We start from the raw sequence: 16,737 nt of genomic DNA on the forward strand, positions 1-16,737 counted from the left end.
GACAATCCATGGATATATTTTGGACAGTGGGCGACCGTAAACGCCGAAAGCCCCGGCTCGGGGAGCCGGGGCTTTCGGGGAGAGCGGAGAGGTTCCGGTCAGACACCCACGCCGTGCGAGCGGAGGTAGGCGACCGGGTCGATGTCCGAGCCGTACTCGGGGCTGGTGCGGGCCTCGAAGTGCAGGTGAGGGCCGGTGACGTTGCCGGTCGCACCGGACAGGCCGATCTGCTGACCGGGGGTGACCTGCTGGCCCACCGAGACGCCGATGGAGGACAGGTGGCCGTACTGGGTGTACGTCCCGTCGTTCATCTTGATCACGATCTGGTTGCCGTAGGAGCCGCCCCAGCCGGCCTCGACGACGGTGCCCGCGCCGACGGCGTGGACGGAGGTGCCGCTGGCGGCGTGGAAGTCGACACCGGTGTGGCTGCCGGAGGACCACAGGCCGCTGCTGGCCTGGTAGCCGGTGGAGACGTACGAGCCGGAGATCGGGGCCACGAAGGTGTTGAGGCGCTTGCGCTCGGCCTCGCGGGCGGCACGCTCCTTGGCCTCGTGGGCCTTCTCGGCCGCCTCCTTGGCCCTCTCGGCCAGCTGGGCGGCCCGCTTGCGGGCGGCCTCCTCGGCCTTCTGCTTGGCGGCGGCCTCATCGGCGGCGTGCTGCTGCGCGAGGGCCTGGGCGTCGATCTGCTGGGCCGCGGTGTCGCCCATGGTGACGACCGGGGTGAGGCCGGTCTGCTCGGCGCTGGGTTCGGCGGCGAAGGCGGCGGGGGCCGCCACGGTGCCGATCACGCCGGTGGTGGCGAGGGCCGCGACGCCTGCCGCGCGGGCGGTGGAGCGCTGCATCCTGCTGGGACGACGGTGCTTCCCGGTGGCGCGAGTGAACGCCATGTGATGGCTGGTCCTTTCCTTCCCTCTCGCCTACCGGGTTAGCTGACGGGTTCGGAGCAGGAAGGTCTCCTACGGACTCCCTCGCGACTCGCGCGGGCGCCCGATTCACCCCAGGGACTGCGATGGGTCCCCGGCTCCCCTGGCTCGCGCCGTACGGGGACTCGGCGATGACTGTCCGGTGCCGCGGGTGCGGCGCACTGCCTGACGAACAGCCCGGATGACGCTAAGCGGCGCCACTTTCAATTCCCAAACGAATCCCGGCTTTTGTAGCGCATCCCACAGGGCAGACAGGCAACTCCCATCCCAATTCGGGCATAAAGGGGCCCTGGTGCCTTTGAAGACAACCAGGGCCCCTGCGCTCGCGTGTCGTTACTCGGCGGCGACGACGGTGACTTCGCCGATGCCGAGGGCCTCGACAGGTGCCTTGATCTGCGCCGCGTCACCGACGAGGACGGTCACCAGACGGTCCACCGGGAAGGCGCTCACGGCCGCCGCGGTGGCCTCCACGGTGCCGGTCGCGGCGAGCTGCCGGTACAGCGTGGCCTGGTAGTCGTCGGGCAGGTGCTGCTCGACCTGGTCGGCCAGCGTGCTCGCCACGGCCGCCGCCGTCTCGTACTTCAGCGGCGCCACACCCACCAGGTTCTGCACGGCGACGTCCCGCTCGGCGTCGGTCAGCCCCTCGGCGGCGAGGGTACGCAGCACCGTCCAGAGGTCCTGCAGGGCGGGGCCGGTGTTGGGCGTGTCGACCGAACCGCTGATGGCGAGCATCGCGGCACCCGTGCCGTCCGGGGCGGACCTGAGGACCTGGCCGAACGCCCGTACGCCGTAGGTGTAGCCCTTCTCCTCGCGCAGGACGCGGTCCAGGCGCGAGGTGAGGGTGCCGCCGAGGCAGTACGTGCCGAGCACCTGCGCGGGCCACACGCGATCGTGCCGGTCCGGCCCGATCCGGCCGATCAGCAGCTGCGTCTGGACGGCGCCCGGGCGGTCCACGATGACGACCCGGCCGGTGTCGTCGGCGGTCACGGGCGGCACGGGACGCGGCTCGGCCGAGAAGCCCGTCCAGGCGCCCAGCGTGTCCCCGAGCAGGGCGTCCAGGTCGATGCCGGTGAGGTCGCCGACGACCACGACGGTGGCCGTGGCGGGGCGGACGTGCTTCTCGTAGAAGGCGCGCACGGCCGCGGAGTCGATGGCGGCGACGGTCTCCTCGCTGCCCTGCCGGGGCCGCGACATGCGCGCGTCCGCCGGGAACAGCTCCTTGGAGAGCTCCTTGGCCCCGCGGCGGGAGGGGTTGGCCAACTCGTGCGGGATCTCGTCGAGGCGGTTGTTGACCAGCCGCTCGACCTCGCTGTCGGCGAAGGCGGGCGCCCTCAGGGCGTCGGCGACCAGGCCCAGCCCCTTGGCGAGCCGGGAGGCCGGCACCTCCAGGCTGAGCCGGACGCCGGGGTGGTCCGCATGCGCGTCGAGGGTGGCACCGGCGCGCTCCAGTTCCGCGGCGAAGTCCTCGGCGGAGTGCTTGTCGGTGCCCTCGGAGAAGGCCCGGGCCATGATCGTGGCCACACCGTCGAGTCCGGCCGGCTCCGCCTCCAGGGGGGCGTCCAGCAGCACCTCCACGGCGACGACCTGCTGGCCGGGGCGATGGCAGCGCAGCACCGTCAGGCCGTTGTCCAGCGTGCCGCGCTCGGGGGCCGGGAAGGCCCAGGGCCGGGCGTCGCCCGCCTGCGGCCGGGGGTGGAAGTCCATCGTGGCGAGCTCGGTCACTTGGCCGCCTCCTCGTTCTCGTCGGTGGCCGCGGCTGCGGTGTCGTCGGTGGTGCCGGCGTCCTCGGCGGTCTCCGCGTCGCCGGTCTCGCCGGCGACGGGCTCGTAGACGAGCACCGCGCGGTTGTCGGGTCGCAGGCGGGCCTCGGCGACCTCCTGGACCTCCTCCGCGGTGATCTCCAGCACGCGCTGGACGGCGGTCAGGGCGAGCTGCGGGTCTCCGAAGAGCACGGCGTACCGGCACAGTTCGTCGGCGCGGCCGGCGACCGTGCCGAGCCGGTCCAGCCACTCGCGCTCCAACTGGGCCTGGGCGCGCTCCATCTCCTCGGGCGTGGGGCCCTCCTCGGCGAACCGGGCGAGCTCCTCGTCGATGGCGGTCTCGATGACCGGAACCTCCACGTCGCCGGACGTCTTCACGTCCAGCCACCCCAGGGAGGGCGCACCGGCGAGCCGCAGCAGGCCGAAGCCGGCCGCCACCGCCGTACGGTCCCGGCGCACGAGCCGGTTGTAGAGGCGGGAGGACTCGCCGCCGCCGAGGACGGTGAGGGCCAGATCGGCCGCGTCGCACGCGCGCGTGCCGTCGTGCGGCAGCCGGTAGGCGGCCATCAGGGCGCGGGCCGGGACCTCCTCCTCGACGACCTCGCGCAGCTGCTCGCCGATGGTCTCCGGCAGCGACCCCTCGCGCGGGGCGGGCTTGCCGTCGTGACCGGGGATGGAGCCGAAGTACTTCTCGACCCAGGCGAGCGTCCGCTCCGGGTCGATGTCGCCGACCACGGAGAGCACGGCGTTGTTCGGCGCGTAGTAGGTGCGGAAGAAGGCGCGCGCGTCCTCCAGGGTCGCCGCGTCCAGGTCGGCCATCGAGCCGATCGGGGTGTGGTGGTAGGGGTGGCCCTCCGGGTAGGCGAGGGCGGTCAGCTTCTCGAAGGCGGTGCCGTAGGGGACGTTGTCGTAGCGCTGGCGGCGCTCGTTCTTGACGACGTCCCGCTGGTTCTCCATCGACTCGTCGTCGAGCGCGGCCAGCAGCGAGCCCATGCGGTCGGCCTCCAGCCAGAGGGCGAGCTCAAGCTGGTGGGTGGGCATGGTCTCGAAGTAGTTGGTCCGCTCGAAACTGGTCGTGCCGTTCAGCGAGCCACCCGCGCCCTGGACGAACTCGAAGTGGCCGTTGCCCTTGACCTGCGCAGACCCCTGGAACATGAGGTGCTCGAAAAGGTGAGCCAGGCCGGTACGCCCCTTGACTTCGTGGCGTGAGCCGACGTCGTACCAGAGGCACACCGCCGCGACCGGGGTCAGGTGGTCCTCGGAGAGCACCACGCGCAGGCCGTTGGCCAGGCGGTGCTCGGTCGCTGTCAGGCCCCCGGAGCCTGCCTGGGCTGTGGCCGTGTGACCCATGGGCATGTACGTCCCTTCGATCGCTGAGCGGTTGTTCAGACCGCGGATTCCTGCCGGTCCTGCCACTGTATGCAAGCGTGCGGAGCCCTGGTGAAGTTCCCGGCGGCGACCTGGGCCCGAGAGCACGAGAGACGCCTCGGGCAGGGTCCTGGTCCCGGTTGTCAGTGCGGCGGTCCACAATGGTCGGCATCAGATCCGGATCGCAGCAGCACGAGCGAGCCGCAAAGGCGGTCGGTGGCGAGCACGCGAAGGCCCGAAGGGCCCGAGCACGCTCGACGTCTCGCACCGACATGAACGCCCCCGTAGGCAAGCGACCAGCAACAGGAGGAGCCGGCAGCGATGGCCCGCCGCAGCACGAAGACCCCGCCGCCCGACGACTCGTTCGAGGAGCGGATCCTCGACATCGACGTCGTCGACGAGATGCAGGGCTCCTTCCTCGAGTACGCGTACTCGGTCATCTACTCCCGCGCCCTGCCGGACGCACGCGACGGCCTCAAGCCGGTGCACCGCCGCATCGTCTACCAGATGAGCGAGATGGGCCTGCGCCCCGAGCGCGGGTACGTCAAGTGCGCCCGGGTCGTCGGCGAGGTGATGGGCAAGCTGCACCCGCACGGCGACGCGTCGATCTACGACGCCCTGGTGCGCATGGCCCAGCCCTTCTCGATGCGAGTCCCCCTGGTCGACGGCCACGGCAACTTCGGCTCGCTGGGCAACGACGACCCGCCGGCCGCCATGCGGTACACCGAGTGCCGGATGGCCGAGGCGACGAGCCTGATGACGGAGTCGATCGACGAGGACACCGTCGACTTCAACCCCAACTACGACGGCCAGGAGCAGGAACCGGTGGCTCTGCCCGCCGCATTCCCGAACCTCCTGGTCAACGGCGCCTCGGGCATCGCAGTCGGTATGGCCACGAACATGGCGCCGCACAACCTGCGCGAGGTCATCGCCGCCGCCCGCCACCTGATCAGGTTCCCGAACGCCGATCTCGACGCCCTGATGAAGCACGTCCCGGGCCCCGACCTGCCCACGGGCGGCCGCATCGTCGGCCTGGCCGGCATCCGGGACGCGTACGAGTCCGGCCGCGGCACGTTCAAGATCCGGGCGACGGTGTCGGTGGAGCCCGTGACGGCCCGCCGCAAGGGCCTCGTCGTCACAGAGCTGCCCTTCACGGTCGGCCCCGAGAAGGTCATCGCCAAGATCAAGGACCTGGTCGGTTCCAAGAAGCTCCAGGGCATCGCCGACGTCAAGGACCTCACCGACCGCGAGCACGGCCTGCGCCTGGTCATCGAGATCAAGAACGGCTTCGTGCCGGAGGCGGTCCTGGAGCAGCTCTACAAGCTGACGCCGATGGAGGAGTCCTTCGGCATCAACAACGTGGCGCTGGTGGACGGCCAGCCGCTCACGCTGGGCCTGAAGGAGCTCCTGGAGGTCTACCTCGACCACCGCTTCAACGTCGTACGGCGGCGCTCGGAGTTCCGCCGCTCCAAGAAGCGCGACCGGCTGCACCTGGTCGAGGGTCTGCTGACGGCCCTGCTGGACATCGACGAGGTCATCCGCCTGATCCGCTCCAGCGAGAACTCCGCGCAGGCCAAGCAGCGCCTGATGGAGCAGTTCTCGCTGAGCGAGGTGCAGACGCAGTACATCCTCGACACGCCGCTGCGCCGTCTGACCAAGTACGACCGCATCGAGCTGGAGTCGGAGAAGGACCGGCTCACCGCGGAGATCGAGGAGCTGACCCGGATCCTCGACTCGGACTCCGAGCTGCGCAAGCTGGTCTCCTCCGAACTGGCCAACGTCGCCAAGAAGTTCGGCACCGACCGGCGTACGGTGCTGTTGGAGTCGGGCGGTGCCCCGGTCGCGACCGTGCCGCTCCAGGTGGCCGACGACCCGTGCCGGGTACTGCTGTCCTCCACGGGGCTGCTGGCCCGCACGGCGAACGGCGAGCCCTTCACGGAGGAGCCCGGCGCCAAGCGCGTGAAGCACGACGTGATCGTCTCGGCGGTGCCGGCCACCGCCCGCGGTGAGGTGGGCGCGGTCACCTCGGCGGGCCGGCTGCTGCGGCTGAACGTGGTCGACCTGCCCCAGCTGCCGGAGTCGCTGTCGGCAGCGAACCTCGCCGGGGGCGCGCCGCTGGCGGAGTTCGTCTCCCTGGAGGACGACGAGACGGTGGTCTGCCTGACCACGCTCGACGAGTCGTCGCCGGGCCTCGCGCTCGGCACGGCCCAGGGCGTCGTCAAGCGCGTGGTGCCGGACTATCCGGTCAACAAGGACGAGCTCGAGGTGATCACTCTCAAGGAGGACGACCGGATCGTCGGCGCGGTCGAGCTGCGCACCGGCGAGGAGGACCTGGTCTTCGTCACCGACGACGCGCAGCTGCTGCGTTTCCAGGCGTCCCAGGTCCGCCCGCAGGGCCGCCCGGCCGGCGGTGTGGCCGGCATCAAGCTCACCGAGGGCGCGAAGGTCATCTCCTTCACGGCGGTGGACCCGGCCGTGGACGCCGTCGTCTTCACCGTCGCGGGCTCGCGGGGCACGCTGGACGACTCCGTCCAGACGACGGCCAAGCTGACCCCGTTCGACCAGTACCCGCGCAAGGGCCGCGCCACCGGCGGTGTTCGCTGCCAGCGGTTCCTGAAGGGCGAGGACTGCCTGTCCCTGGCCTGGGCGGGCCCCGTCCCCGCGCTCGCCGCGCAGAAGAACGGCACCCCGGCCGACCTCCCGGAGATCGACCCGCGCCGCGACGGCTCGGGGGTGTCCCTGGCGAAGACGGTGGCGGTGGTGGCCGGGCCGGTCTAGGCCGGGTCCGCGCCGTCCTCCTCGGGGTCGCGTACGTAGCGCAGGACGCCCCACATGCCGTGCTCGTCGGCGTGTGGGGCGTCGCTCCTGGACGCCTCCAGCTCCTTTTCGAGCGCGGCGGTGTCGATCCCCGAGCCGATGAGGACCAGCTGGGTGAGGCGTTCGCCTCCGGCCGGCCAGGGCTCCGGGTAGAAGCGCAGGAACCGTCCGACGGCATGGACGGCGTAGCGGTTGCGGACGTCGTACGGCCCGAAGTCGACGTAACCCTTGATCCGGTACAGCCCCTCCGGGCGGCTGTCGAGGAACGTCATCAGCCGGCGCGGGTCGAGGGGGCCCGGGGAGACGAACGACAGGCTGTCGTAGGCGGCGTGCAGGTGACCGGTGTGATCGTGCGGGTTGTGGCGGGGGGCGCCTTCGTCGAGGCCCTCTCCATTGAGGCCGCCCTCGTGGAGGCTCTCTTCGTGGAGGCCGCCTACGTGCAGGTCGCCTTTCTGCAAGCCGCCTTCGTGCAGGTCGCCTTTCTGCCGGCCGCCTTCGTGCAGGTCGTCTTGGTGCAGGTCGTCTTGGTGCAGGTCGCCTTGGTGCAGGTCGTCGAAGGACAGCTGCCCGATGCGCTCCTCGCTCGGTCGGCAGTCGAAGAGGAACTCGGGGTCGATCCGGCCGTAGGTGGCCGGGACGACGGCGACGCCGTCGACGAGGGTCCGGACCAGGCCGAGGACGCGTTCGCCGTCCGCTGCCCGGTCGAGCTTGTTGACCACCACGAGGTCGGCCAGTGCGAGATGCCGGTCGATCTCGGGGTGTCTGGCCCGGGTGTCGTCGAACTCGGCGGCGTCGACGACCTCGACGAGCCCGCCGTACACCACCCCCGGATGCTCGCTGGCCAGCAGCATCCGCACGAGTTCCTGCGGTTCGGCGAGACCGCTGGCCTCGATGACGATGACGTCGATGCCGAGGGTGGGCTCCGCGAGCCGCTCCAGATACTGGTCCAGTTCGCTCGCGTCGACGGCGCAGCACAGGCAGCCGTTGCCGAGCGAGACCGTCGAGTCGCCGAGCGCTCCCGCCACGGCCATCGCGTCGATCTCGATCGCCCCGAAGTCGTTGACGAGAGCGCCGATACGGCTGCCGCCGCTGCGGTGCAGGAGGTGATTGAGCAGGGTGGTCTTCCCCGAGCCGAGGAATCCGGCCAGGACGACGACCGGGATCTGCTGCGGTTTCGGACTCGGCTGGCTCACCGTGCGACCTCTCTCGCGCCGACGCGTGCACCGGCTCGCGTTCCCGGCACACGTGGGAAATGGGGATGCCGCCCCAGGATACGAGCCGTGAGATCCACGCCGAAGTGAACGATTGTTAGCAGCACTCGCGGGGCAGACGTTGGGCATGGCGCCGGTTTGTGCGACCCTCGCTTCCCTCCGTGCGCCTCCTCTCTGCCTCCCCGCCGATCAGAGCCGCTCGGCACTCTGGGAGACGGCAAGCGCCGCCCACCGCTCGCCGGTCCCCTCCAGTCGACCCGCACCCCGACGACCGGCGGACGGCCGCCTGAACCGGGGGTTGACATGACCACACAGAAATTTGGGTTTCGAGGACTGCGGGCCACCGCCTCGGCCGGGATGGGCCTGGCGGCCGGTGCCGCCGTCGCCCTGGCCCTGCAGTGGCCCGCGTTCCACGCATTGCGCGCCCGGATCGAACACCTGGAGGAGGCCGCGCAGTCCGAGCGCCGGACCAACTTCGCGCACCAGCAGCGTCTGCACTGGGAGTTGCTGAGCAAGGCGATGGACGATCCGGAACTGGCCGAGGTGCTCGACGCCTACGACGGAACCGCCTCCCCGAGGAAGCAGCGCCAGTTCCTCTTCGCCAACGCCCTCTACACCAACGCCCTGTGCTACTACCGCATGGGCAACGTGACCAGAGAGGAGTTCTTCGGCTTCGCCCGGAGCATGCTGCAGAACCCCCTCTTCAGGGAGTACTGGTACGCCAGCCGCCCGCACCGGGCGACCCTCGTCGACACCTCCGACGAGGCCGGGCTGGGCCGCATGGTCGACGATCTGCTCGTGCAGCTGGAGGAGGCGGACATCGACGAGTGGTGGGTCGTCGGGGATCCGCCTGGCGAGTAGTTCCACGCCCCGGCCGTAAGCACCGCACCTCGCGGATCACTCTCCGGAAGGGATCACACGGCTGGGCGGTAACGAACTCATAAACCGGCGCGTTTCCCCAGGTGCCAACAAGGTTGACTACTGCGCATCCCGCGAACCGGGTCGACCACCGCCGCTCCACGCCGCCCGGTTGTCGAGGCCGCGGCCCCACAGGGCCGCATCGCACCGCAGGCGCAGTGCGCACCACGCCTCGAGATCAAAAGGAACGCAAGAACAGTGAGCCACATCATCCGTCGGATTGGCACCCCTCCCAGCGCCCGGGGCAGTGCGACTGGTGCCAATTGCCCCGATATCTTCGAGCTGTCCGACGGCAGGTTCGCTGTGATCGGCACGGACCTCACCGAAGAACTGGACGGGAAGCTCCCCTCCGACGCGTCCAGGGCCGACTACGAGCGCATCGTCGTGGTCTCGCGCAGAACCCTCATCGATGCCAAGGGCGACATTCCCGACGCCTGATCCCGTCGCTCACCCACCGGCCCGAGGCGAAGGCCCGGCACCTTCCGGTGCCAAGCCTTCGCGCTCTGCGGCACCTTCGCTCAGGCGGGCAACGGCGCCGGCGCCTCCGGCCCCACGTACCGCGCCACCGGCCTGATGATCTTCGTGTCCTCCGCCTGCTCGAGGATGTTGGCACTCCAGCCCACCACGCGCCCGGCGGCGAAGGTCGGGGTGAACATCTCGCGGGGCAGGCCGCAGAGTTCCATGACCACGCCCGCGTAGTACTCGACGTTGGTGTGGAGTTCCCGGCCGGGCTTCAGCTCCGCCAGGATCGCCTCGATGTGACGCTCGACCTCGACGGCGAAGTCCACCCGCGGTCCGCCGAACCCCTGGGCGACCTCGCGCAGCATCCGGGACCGGGGGTCCTCCGTGCGGTAGATCGCGTGCCCGAAGCCCATGATGCGCTCACCGGCGAGCACCCGCTGACGCACCCAGGAGTCGATACGGTCCGGGGCGCCGATCGCATCCAGGGTGTCCAGCGCTCGACTGGGCGCACCCCCGTGCAGCGGCCCCGACAGTGCCGCCACCGCCCCGGCGAGGCAGGCCGCCACGTCCGCGCCCGTCGACGCGATGACGCGAGCCGTGAAGGTTGATGCATTGAATCCGTGGTCAATGGTTGAGATCAGGTACTGCTCGATCGCCCGCGCGTGCGTCTCGGTGGGCACCGAACCGGTCAGCATGTACAGGTAGTTCGCCGCACAGGACAGGTCCTCGCGCGGCTCCACCGGCTCCAGCCCCTTGCCCAGCCGATGCAGCGCGGCGAGCAGCGTGGGCACGGCCGCGGCCGCCTCGATGGTGTCCTGCCGACGCCGGTCGGCGTCGACGTCGTACACGGGCCGGAACCCCTTCGCCGCGCCCAGCAGCGAGAGGGCCGTACGCATCCCCGCCAGGGGACCGGAACGCCCGCCGGCCGCGGCGATGGCAGGCAGTGCCGCGCGCACCTCGTCGGACAGCCGCCGCAGCGCGGCGGTCTCGGCCGCGAAGGCCGCGCTCTGCGCGGCGTCCGGCAGTTCACCGTGTACGAGGAGATGCCAGACGTCCTCGAAGCCGCGGGTTCGCGCGAGGTCGACGGCCGAATACTGCCGGTAGTGGTAGAAGCCCTCCTGACCGCGGACGTCACCGATCCGGGTGTCGGTGACGACGACACCGGCGAGCCCTCGAGGCGCTTCGAGAAGAGTGGCTGCTGACCTGTTGACGGACATGACTTCCTCCCTGGACTTGATTCGACTGTCCATGGTTGACTCAGGACTGTCAATATTGATTGAATCAATACATCAGTCAATGGGCCGGTGGACGGATACGGTGACCCCCATGCGCGATCAAGAGCCCGCCCCCATGGACGCGGAACGGCGGTTGAGCACCAAGGAGGCCGCCGAGCGGCTCGGAGTGAAGCCGGAGACCGTGTACGCGTACGTGAGCCGCGGCCAGCTCAGCAGCCGACGGGTGAGCGGTGGCCGGGGCAGCACCTTCGACGCCGGGGAGGTCGAGACGCTCGCCCGGCGCAACAGGCGGGACGGCTCGAGCGGTTCCGGCTCGGGCGGCTCCGGCGGGGGCAATTCCGGTGGCGAGCTGTCCGTCCGCACCCGCCTCACGCTCATCGAGAGCGACCGCTACTTCTTCCGCGGTGTCGACGCGGTCGACCTGGCCAACCGGCACACCTACGAGGAGGTCGCCGAATGGCTCTGGACGGGCCGGATGCTCCCGGGCAGCACGTTCACCGCGCCCGCCGCCTTCGTCTCCGTCGCCCGCCGCGCCGTCGAGGCACTGCCCGAACACGCCGCGCCCGCCGACCTGCTGCGGGTCGCGACGGTCGCCGCCGCGACGGCCGACCCACTGCGGTTCGACCTGTCCGAGGACGCCGTCCTCGGCACCGCGCGCACCCTCATCCCCACGCTCGTCGCCGCGCTGCCTCCGGCGGGACACCACCGCCGTGACGACGGCCCCATGGCCCACCGCCTGTGGACCCGGCTCTCGGTGCGCAAGGACCCCGACGAGGCGTCCCTGCGCGCCCTGGACGCCGCCCTCGCCCTCCTCGTCGACCACGACCTGGCCGCCTCCACCCTCGCGGTGCGCGTCGCCGCCTCGGCCCGTGCCCACCCCTACGCGGCGGTCTCCGCCGGGCTCGGCGTCATCGAGGGCCCACTGCACGGCGCGGCCAGCGGGCTCGCCCACCGGCTGCTGCAGGACGTGCTCGAACAGGGCGACGCGGCACCGGTGATCGCGGACGAACTGCGCGCCGGCCGCCGCGTCCCGGGCCTCGGCCACCGGCTCTACCCCGGCGAGGACCCACGCGCACGTGCCCTGTTCTCCCTCCTGGAGCGGATCCCGCGCGCGGAGCCCGCTCTCCTCGCCGCCCGTGACATCGTCGAGACCACCGCCCGGCACGCCCCGCTGCACGCCAACGTGGACCTGGCGCTCGCCGTCTTCACGGTGTCCTGCGGCATGGCCCCGACCGCGGGCGAGACGATCTTCGCCGTGGCCCGCACGGCGGGCTGGATCGCGCACGCCCTGGAGGAGTACGGCGAACGCCCGCTGCGCATGCGCCCGAGCGGTCTCTACGCAGGTCCGAAGCCTCCGCAACCACTGCCGGTGTAGCGCGGGGCAGGGCCGAAATTCGCCGCGGCCGAAGTCAGGTTAGGCTCACCTCTGTGAGTACGTGTTCAAGCGTCTCCCGGGACTTCGACGAGCCCGTTTCGGGAACCGCGGCCACCGCGAAGACCTGGCTGTTGATCGAACAGCCCGGCCCGTGGGGTGCCAAGGCGCTCACTTCGAGCCACCTGGACCCCGCCCTTGGACGTGCCCTGGAGGCCGCGGCCAAGGACACGGGCGTACGGATCGCGCTCATCCGCCGCCCCGGACGCCACGCGGACCGCCGCATGCCCGCCGCGCGACGGGTGTACGTCGCGCACGTCGTCCCGGGAAACGTGTGGCTGCACAGCGCCTCTGCATCGGACCCCGGACAGCTGCTCGGCCTCGACTTCCCCTCACTCGGCCGTGGCGACCACCAAACGTTCGACACGCTGCTCGGCGGCCGGCCCCACGACGGTGACCCGCTCGCCCTCGTCTGCACCAACGGCAAGCGCGACCGCTGCTGCGCACTCCTCGGCAGGCCCCTCGCGGCCGAGCTGGCGACGTCCGGGGTCGATGACGTCTGGGAGGTCACCCATCTGGGTGGTCACCGCTTCTCCCCCACGGTGCTCGTGCTGCCGTACGGATACGCGTACGGCCGGGCGGAGGCCCACTCCCTCAAGGAGGTCCTGCACGGCGCCCGGGAGGGGCGGATCGTCGTGGAGGGGTGCCGGGGCAGCTCCGCGTGGGAACGGCCCGGTCAGGTGGCCGAGCTCGCCGTGCGCACCAGGATGGGTGAACACACCGCGGAGGCGCTGAGCGTCGTCCGGACGGTCGGCTCGGCCTCGCGCTGGGAGGTGACCGTCGCCCACACCGACAGGCGCCGCTGGCAGGTCGAGGTGGCCCAGGGCGCGGGACTGCCGGCCCGTCCCGAGAGCTGCGGGACGTCCGTCCTCGGTTCACCCGCGCGGATGGACGTGGTGGCGGTGCGCGAGGTGAGGATGGCGGCGGCGCTGGCCGGCTGACCGTTCGGCTCGCACGGACAGCGGCGGCCCTCCGGTATGGATGCCCCGGTCGGGCATTGATGCCGCCCGTCAAGCATGGACTCCGCCCCCTTCGTCCATTGACGCTGCCGGCTCTCGTGCCTTGATGCTGCGGCTCCGCACACATTGATCTGGAGATCCACGCCACACCCGTCTAGGGCAGGCAGCCGGCCGCACGTACCGTCTTGGGTATGAGCCCCACTCCCCCCGCACGCCGCCTGCGCCTCGGCCTGCCCCGGCGGGTGTTCTCGCAGGTGCTGCTGATGCAGGTGGCGATCGCCGCGGGAGTCGCGGTGCTCGCGACCGGGCTGTTCCTCGCGCCCCTCAGCAACCAGCTGGACGACCAGGCGATGCGCCGCGCGCTCGCGATCGCGCAGACGACCGCGCAGCAGCCGGAGCTCGCACGGGACGTGAGTCAGACGCCGCCGTCGCCGAACGGCCCGGTGCAGCGGGAGGCGGAGCGGATCCGGAAGGCCACCAAGGCCGAGTACATCGTGGTGATGGACTGGCGGGGCGTGCGCTGGTCCCACACGGACCCCAAACAGATCGGCGGCATCGTCTCCACCGACCCCGGCCAGGCCCTGGCCGGCAAGGAGGTCATGGAGATCGACAGCGGCACCCTGGGCCGCTCCGCCCGGGGCAAGGTGCCGCTGCGCGACAGCGACGGCACGGTCGTCGGCGCGGTCTCCGTCGGCATCGCCTACGACAGCGTCCGGGCCCGCCTGATCCACGCGATCCCGGGGCTGCTCGCGTATGCCGGCGGCGCCCTGGCCGTAGGAGCGCTGGCCGCGTGGCTCATCTCCCGGCGGGTTCAGCGGCAGACCAGGGACTTGGCCTTCTCGGACATCGCGGCGCTGCTGTCCGAACGCGAGGCGATGCTGCACGGCATCCGGGAGGGCGTCGTCGCCCTGGACTGCACCGGCCGCATCCGCCTCGTGAACGACGAGGCACAGCGCCTGCTGGGCATCGGGGAGACGGTGGTGGGCCGCTCCCCCGACGAGGCGCTCGGCGCGGGCCGTACGGCCGATGTGCTGGCCGGACGCGTGACGGGGACGGATCTGCTCACCGTGCGCGGGCAGCGGGTGCTGGTCGCCAACCGCATGCCCACCGACGACGGCGGCGCCGTCGCCACCCTGCGCGACCGCACCGAGCTGGAGCAGCTGGGCCGCGAACTGGACTCCACCCACGGTCTGATCGACGCCCTGCGCGCCCAGGACCACGAGCACGCCAACCGCATGCACACGCTTCTGGGACTGCTCGAACTGGAGATGTACGACGACGCCATCGAGTTCGTCGGCGAGGTCGTCGGCGACCACCGCGCCACCGCGGAACAGGTCACGGAGCGGATCGAGGACCCGCTCCTCGCCGCCCTGCTGGTCGGCAAGGCGACCGTCGCCGCCGAGCGGGGCGTCGCCCTGTGGGTGTCGGACCGGACCCGGCTGCCCGACCGGCTGGTCGACCCGCAGGGGCTCGTCACCGTCGTCGGGAACCTGGTCGACAACGCCCTTGACGCCGTCGCCGGCACACCGCATGCGCGCGTGGAGGTCGAACTGCGCGCGGAGGGACGTACGGCGATCCTCAGGGTGCGCGACACGGGGCCCGGGATCCCGCCGGAGCACCGCGAGTTGATCTTCACCACGGGATGGTCTACGAAGAAGCCGCCGGCTCACCGCGAGCGGGGTATCGGACTCTCCCTGGTGCGCAGGCTCGCGGAGCGGCAGGGCGGCGGGGTGACCGTCGGCGAGGCACACGGCGGGGGCGCGGAGTTCACCGTCGTCCTGCCGGAGGCGCTGGCCGAGCCGGGCCCGGAGCCGGCGGTCCTGACCGTACCGTCGGCTCCGCAGAGCACCGAGGAGAAGTCGTGATGATCGAGGTCCTGGTCGTGGACGACGACATGAGGGTCGCGCGGGTCAACGCCGCCTACGTCGAGAAGGTGCCGGGCTTCCACGTCGCCGGCGTGGCCCACAGCGCCGCGGAAGCGCTGCACCGACTGGAGACGCTGCCGCGGCTGGACCTGGTACTCCTGGACCACTATCTGCCGGACGCGACAGGGCTGGCGGTCGTACAGGCGATGCGGCGGCGCGGCGACCAGACCGACGTGATCATGGTCACGGCCGCGCGGGACGTCTCCACCGTGCAGGCCGCGATGCGGCACGGCGCGCTGCAGTACCTGGTCAAGCCGTTCGCCTTCCCCGGCCTGCGCTCCAAGCTGGAGGCGTACGCCGAGCTGCGCCGCACCCTCGACGGCGGTGGAGAGGCCGAGCAGGCCGAGGTGGACCGCATCTTCGGGGCGCTCTCGGCGCCGTCGGAACCCGACCTGCCCAAGGGGCACTCCCCCACCACCGCCGAGCTGGTCCGCCAGTCCCTCATGAACGCGGGCGGGCCCCTGTCCGCCCAGGAGATCGCCGAGCGGACCGGGGTGAGCCGTCAGACCGCCCAGCGCTATCTGAAGCTCCTGGAACGCACGGGACGGGCCAGACTCACCCTCAAGTACGGCGACGCAGGCCGCCCGGAACACCGATACGTGTGGGCGACCCGCGGCTAGGCGACACCCTGCCGGTCCCTCCACGAACTGGTGCCGGTCACCCTCCTGTCGAGGCCGACGGCACGCCCTACGCCGCCCCTGCACCCGTCAGCGAGCGCACCTCGGTCTCCGCGTGCTTGGCCTCGTCCGCGACCTCCGTCGAAGTGACCGTGCCCAGCCAGCCCGCGAGGAAGCCCAGAGGGATCGAGACCAGCCCCGGGTTCTGCAGCGGGAAGTACTGGAGGTCGATGCCCGGGAAGAGTGAGTCGGGGCTTCCCGAGACGACCGGGGACAGCACCACGAGCACCACGGCCGGGATAAGACCGCCGTAGACGGCCCACACGGCGCCCCGGGTGGTGAAGCCGCGCCAGAACAGCGAGTAGAGCAGCACCGGCAGGTTCGCCGACGCGGCAACGGCGAAGGCCAGGCCGACCAGGAACGCCACGTTGAGGTCCCGCGCCAGCAGACCGAGCGCGATCGCCACCACGCCGACGCCGACGGCCGCGACACGGGCCACGGCCACCTCGCTGCGCGGCTTCCCGCCCCGGCGCCGCAGGGAGGCGTACAGGTCGTGGGCAACGGACGCGGAGGACGCGAGCGTGATTCCGGCGACCACGGCGAGGATCGTGGCGAAGGCGACCGCGGCGACGATCGCGAAGAGAACCGTCCCCCCGGTGGAACCCGCCCCGCCGCCCAGGTCGAGTGCCAGCAGCGGAACCGCCGTGTTTCCGGACGCGTTCGACCCTCGTACCGCGTCGGGCCCCAGGATGGCGGCCGCGCCGAACCCGAGCACGATCGTCATGAGGTAGAAGCCGCCGATGAGCCCGACGGCCCAGACGACCGAGCGGCGGGCGGCGCGCGCGGTGGGCACCGTGTAGAAGCGGGACAGGATATGCGGCAGCCCCGCCGTACCCAGCACCAGCGCCAGCCCCAGACTGATGAAGTCGAAGCGGGCCGTCCAGTCCCCGCCGTACTTCAGCCCCGGCGCCAGAAACGCCTCGCCGTGCCCGCTGCGCTCGGCCGCCGTGAGCAGCAGCCGGTCCACGTCGCCGTGGAAGCGCACCAGGACGAGCACCGTCAGCGCGATGGTGCCGCCGAGCAGCAGAACGGCCTTGACGATCTGGATCC

13 protein-coding genes and 1 riboswitch are annotated in these 16,737 nt (G+C 71.4%); of the genes, 7 read left to right on the forward strand and 6 right to left on the reverse strand.

From position 1 onward, the window contains the following. Positions 1 to 98 precede the first annotated feature (98 nt). The 3 genes from ABZ281_RS11030 to ABZ281_RS11040 all read right to left on the reverse strand — a co-directional run bounded on the left by ABZ281_RS11030 (position 99) and on the right by ABZ281_RS11040 (position 4,033). On the reverse strand, positions 99 to 887 hold the full coding sequence (locus ABZ281_RS11030; protein WP_356654251.1) for a M23 family metallopeptidase: 789 nt from the start codon (positions 885 to 887) through the stop codon (positions 99 to 101). Positions 888 to 899: 12 nt separating this feature from the next. Beyond that, positions 900 to 1,064: riboswitch (cyclic di-AMP (ydaO/yuaA leader) on the reverse strand. A 192-nt stretch (positions 1,065 to 1,256) separates the two neighbouring features. Next, entirely contained in the window at positions 1,257 to 2,645 is a 1,389-nt protein-coding gene (locus ABZ281_RS11035) for a pitrilysin family protein (protein ID WP_356654253.1), read from the reverse strand. Continuing rightward, positions 2,642 to 4,033 carry a pitrilysin family protein gene (locus ABZ281_RS11040; RefSeq protein ID WP_356654255.1) on the reverse strand — a complete coding sequence of 464 codons (1,392 nt, stop codon included), beginning with the start codon at positions 4,031 to 4,033 and terminating at the stop codon, positions 2,642 to 2,644. Before ABZ281_RS11040 ends, ABZ281_RS11035 begins: the two co-directional genes overlap by 4 nt. Before the next feature lie 339 nt (positions 4,034 to 4,372). Between ABZ281_RS11040 and ABZ281_RS11045 the strand changes: the two genes are divergently transcribed. Further along, entirely contained in the window at positions 4,373 to 6,829 is a 2,457-nt protein-coding gene (locus ABZ281_RS11045) for a DNA topoisomerase IV subunit A (protein ID WP_356654257.1), read from the forward strand. Here the strand turns inward: ABZ281_RS11045 and ABZ281_RS11050 are convergent. Continuing rightward, positions 6,826 to 8,061, reverse strand: a complete 1,236-nt coding sequence (locus tag ABZ281_RS11050; RefSeq protein WP_356654259.1) for a CobW family GTP-binding protein — start codon at positions 8,059 to 8,061, stop codon at positions 6,826 to 6,828. The genes ABZ281_RS11045 and ABZ281_RS11050 overlap by 4 nt on opposite strands. 321 nt (positions 8,062 to 8,382) lie before the next feature. Here ABZ281_RS11050 and ABZ281_RS11055 point away from each other — a divergent pair, with 321 nt between their 5' ends. Beyond that, positions 8,383 to 8,940, forward strand: coding sequence for a DUF6082 family protein (locus tag ABZ281_RS11055; RefSeq protein ID WP_356654261.1), 558 nt, complete (start codon positions 8,383 to 8,385; stop codon positions 8,938 to 8,940). 255 nt (positions 8,941 to 9,195) lie between these two features. Beyond that, on the forward strand, positions 9,196 to 9,435 hold the full coding sequence (locus tag ABZ281_RS11060) for a hypothetical protein (protein WP_356654263.1): 240 nt from the start codon (positions 9,196 to 9,198) through the stop codon (positions 9,433 to 9,435). A gap of 80 nt (positions 9,436 to 9,515) precedes the next feature. On the opposite strand, the gene ABZ281_RS11065 is transcribed toward ABZ281_RS11060, so the two are convergent. After that, the gene (locus tag ABZ281_RS11065; protein ID WP_356654265.1) at positions 9,516 to 10,676 is read right to left on the reverse strand and encodes a citrate synthase; all 1,161 of its coding nucleotides are present in this window, start codon (positions 10,674 to 10,676) and stop codon (positions 9,516 to 9,518) included. Positions 10,677 to 10,785: 109 nt separating this feature from the next. On the opposite strand from ABZ281_RS11065, the gene ABZ281_RS11070 reads away from it, so the two are divergent. The 4 genes from ABZ281_RS11070 to ABZ281_RS11085 all read left to right on the forward strand — a co-directional run bounded on the left by ABZ281_RS11070 (position 10,786) and on the right by ABZ281_RS11085 (position 15,630). Then, positions 10,786 to 12,069 carry a citrate synthase gene (locus ABZ281_RS11070; RefSeq protein WP_356654267.1) on the forward strand — a complete coding sequence of 428 codons (1,284 nt, stop codon included), beginning with the start codon at positions 10,786 to 10,788 and terminating at the stop codon, positions 12,067 to 12,069. Positions 12,070 to 12,122: 53 nt separating this feature from the next. Beyond that, positions 12,123 to 13,067 (forward strand): sucrase ferredoxin, encoded by a 945-nt coding sequence (locus ABZ281_RS11075; protein ID WP_356654269.1) that lies wholly within the window; start codon positions 12,123 to 12,125, stop codon positions 13,065 to 13,067. 209 nt (positions 13,068 to 13,276) lie between these two features. Next, entirely contained in the window at positions 13,277 to 14,950 is a 1,674-nt protein-coding gene (locus ABZ281_RS11080) for a sensor histidine kinase (protein ID WP_356654271.1), read from the forward strand. Next, a complete protein-coding gene (locus ABZ281_RS11085) occupies positions 14,950 to 15,630 on the forward strand; it encodes a response regulator (protein WP_356654275.1) in 681 nt (226 codons plus the stop codon). The genes ABZ281_RS11080 and ABZ281_RS11085 overlap by 1 nt, the downstream gene beginning before the upstream one ends. 67 nt (positions 15,631 to 15,697) lie before the next feature. On the opposite strand, the gene ABZ281_RS11090 is transcribed toward ABZ281_RS11085, so the two are convergent. After that, a partial coding sequence (locus tag ABZ281_RS11090) for a cation acetate symporter (RefSeq protein ID WP_356654273.1) occupies positions 15,698 to 16,737 on the reverse strand: 1,040 nt, incomplete at its 5' end.

The sequence above is a fragment of the Streptomyces sp. NPDC006265 genome (assembly GCF_040613555.1).
Lineage (GTDB): Bacteria > Actinomycetota > Actinomycetes > Streptomycetales > Streptomycetaceae > Streptomyces.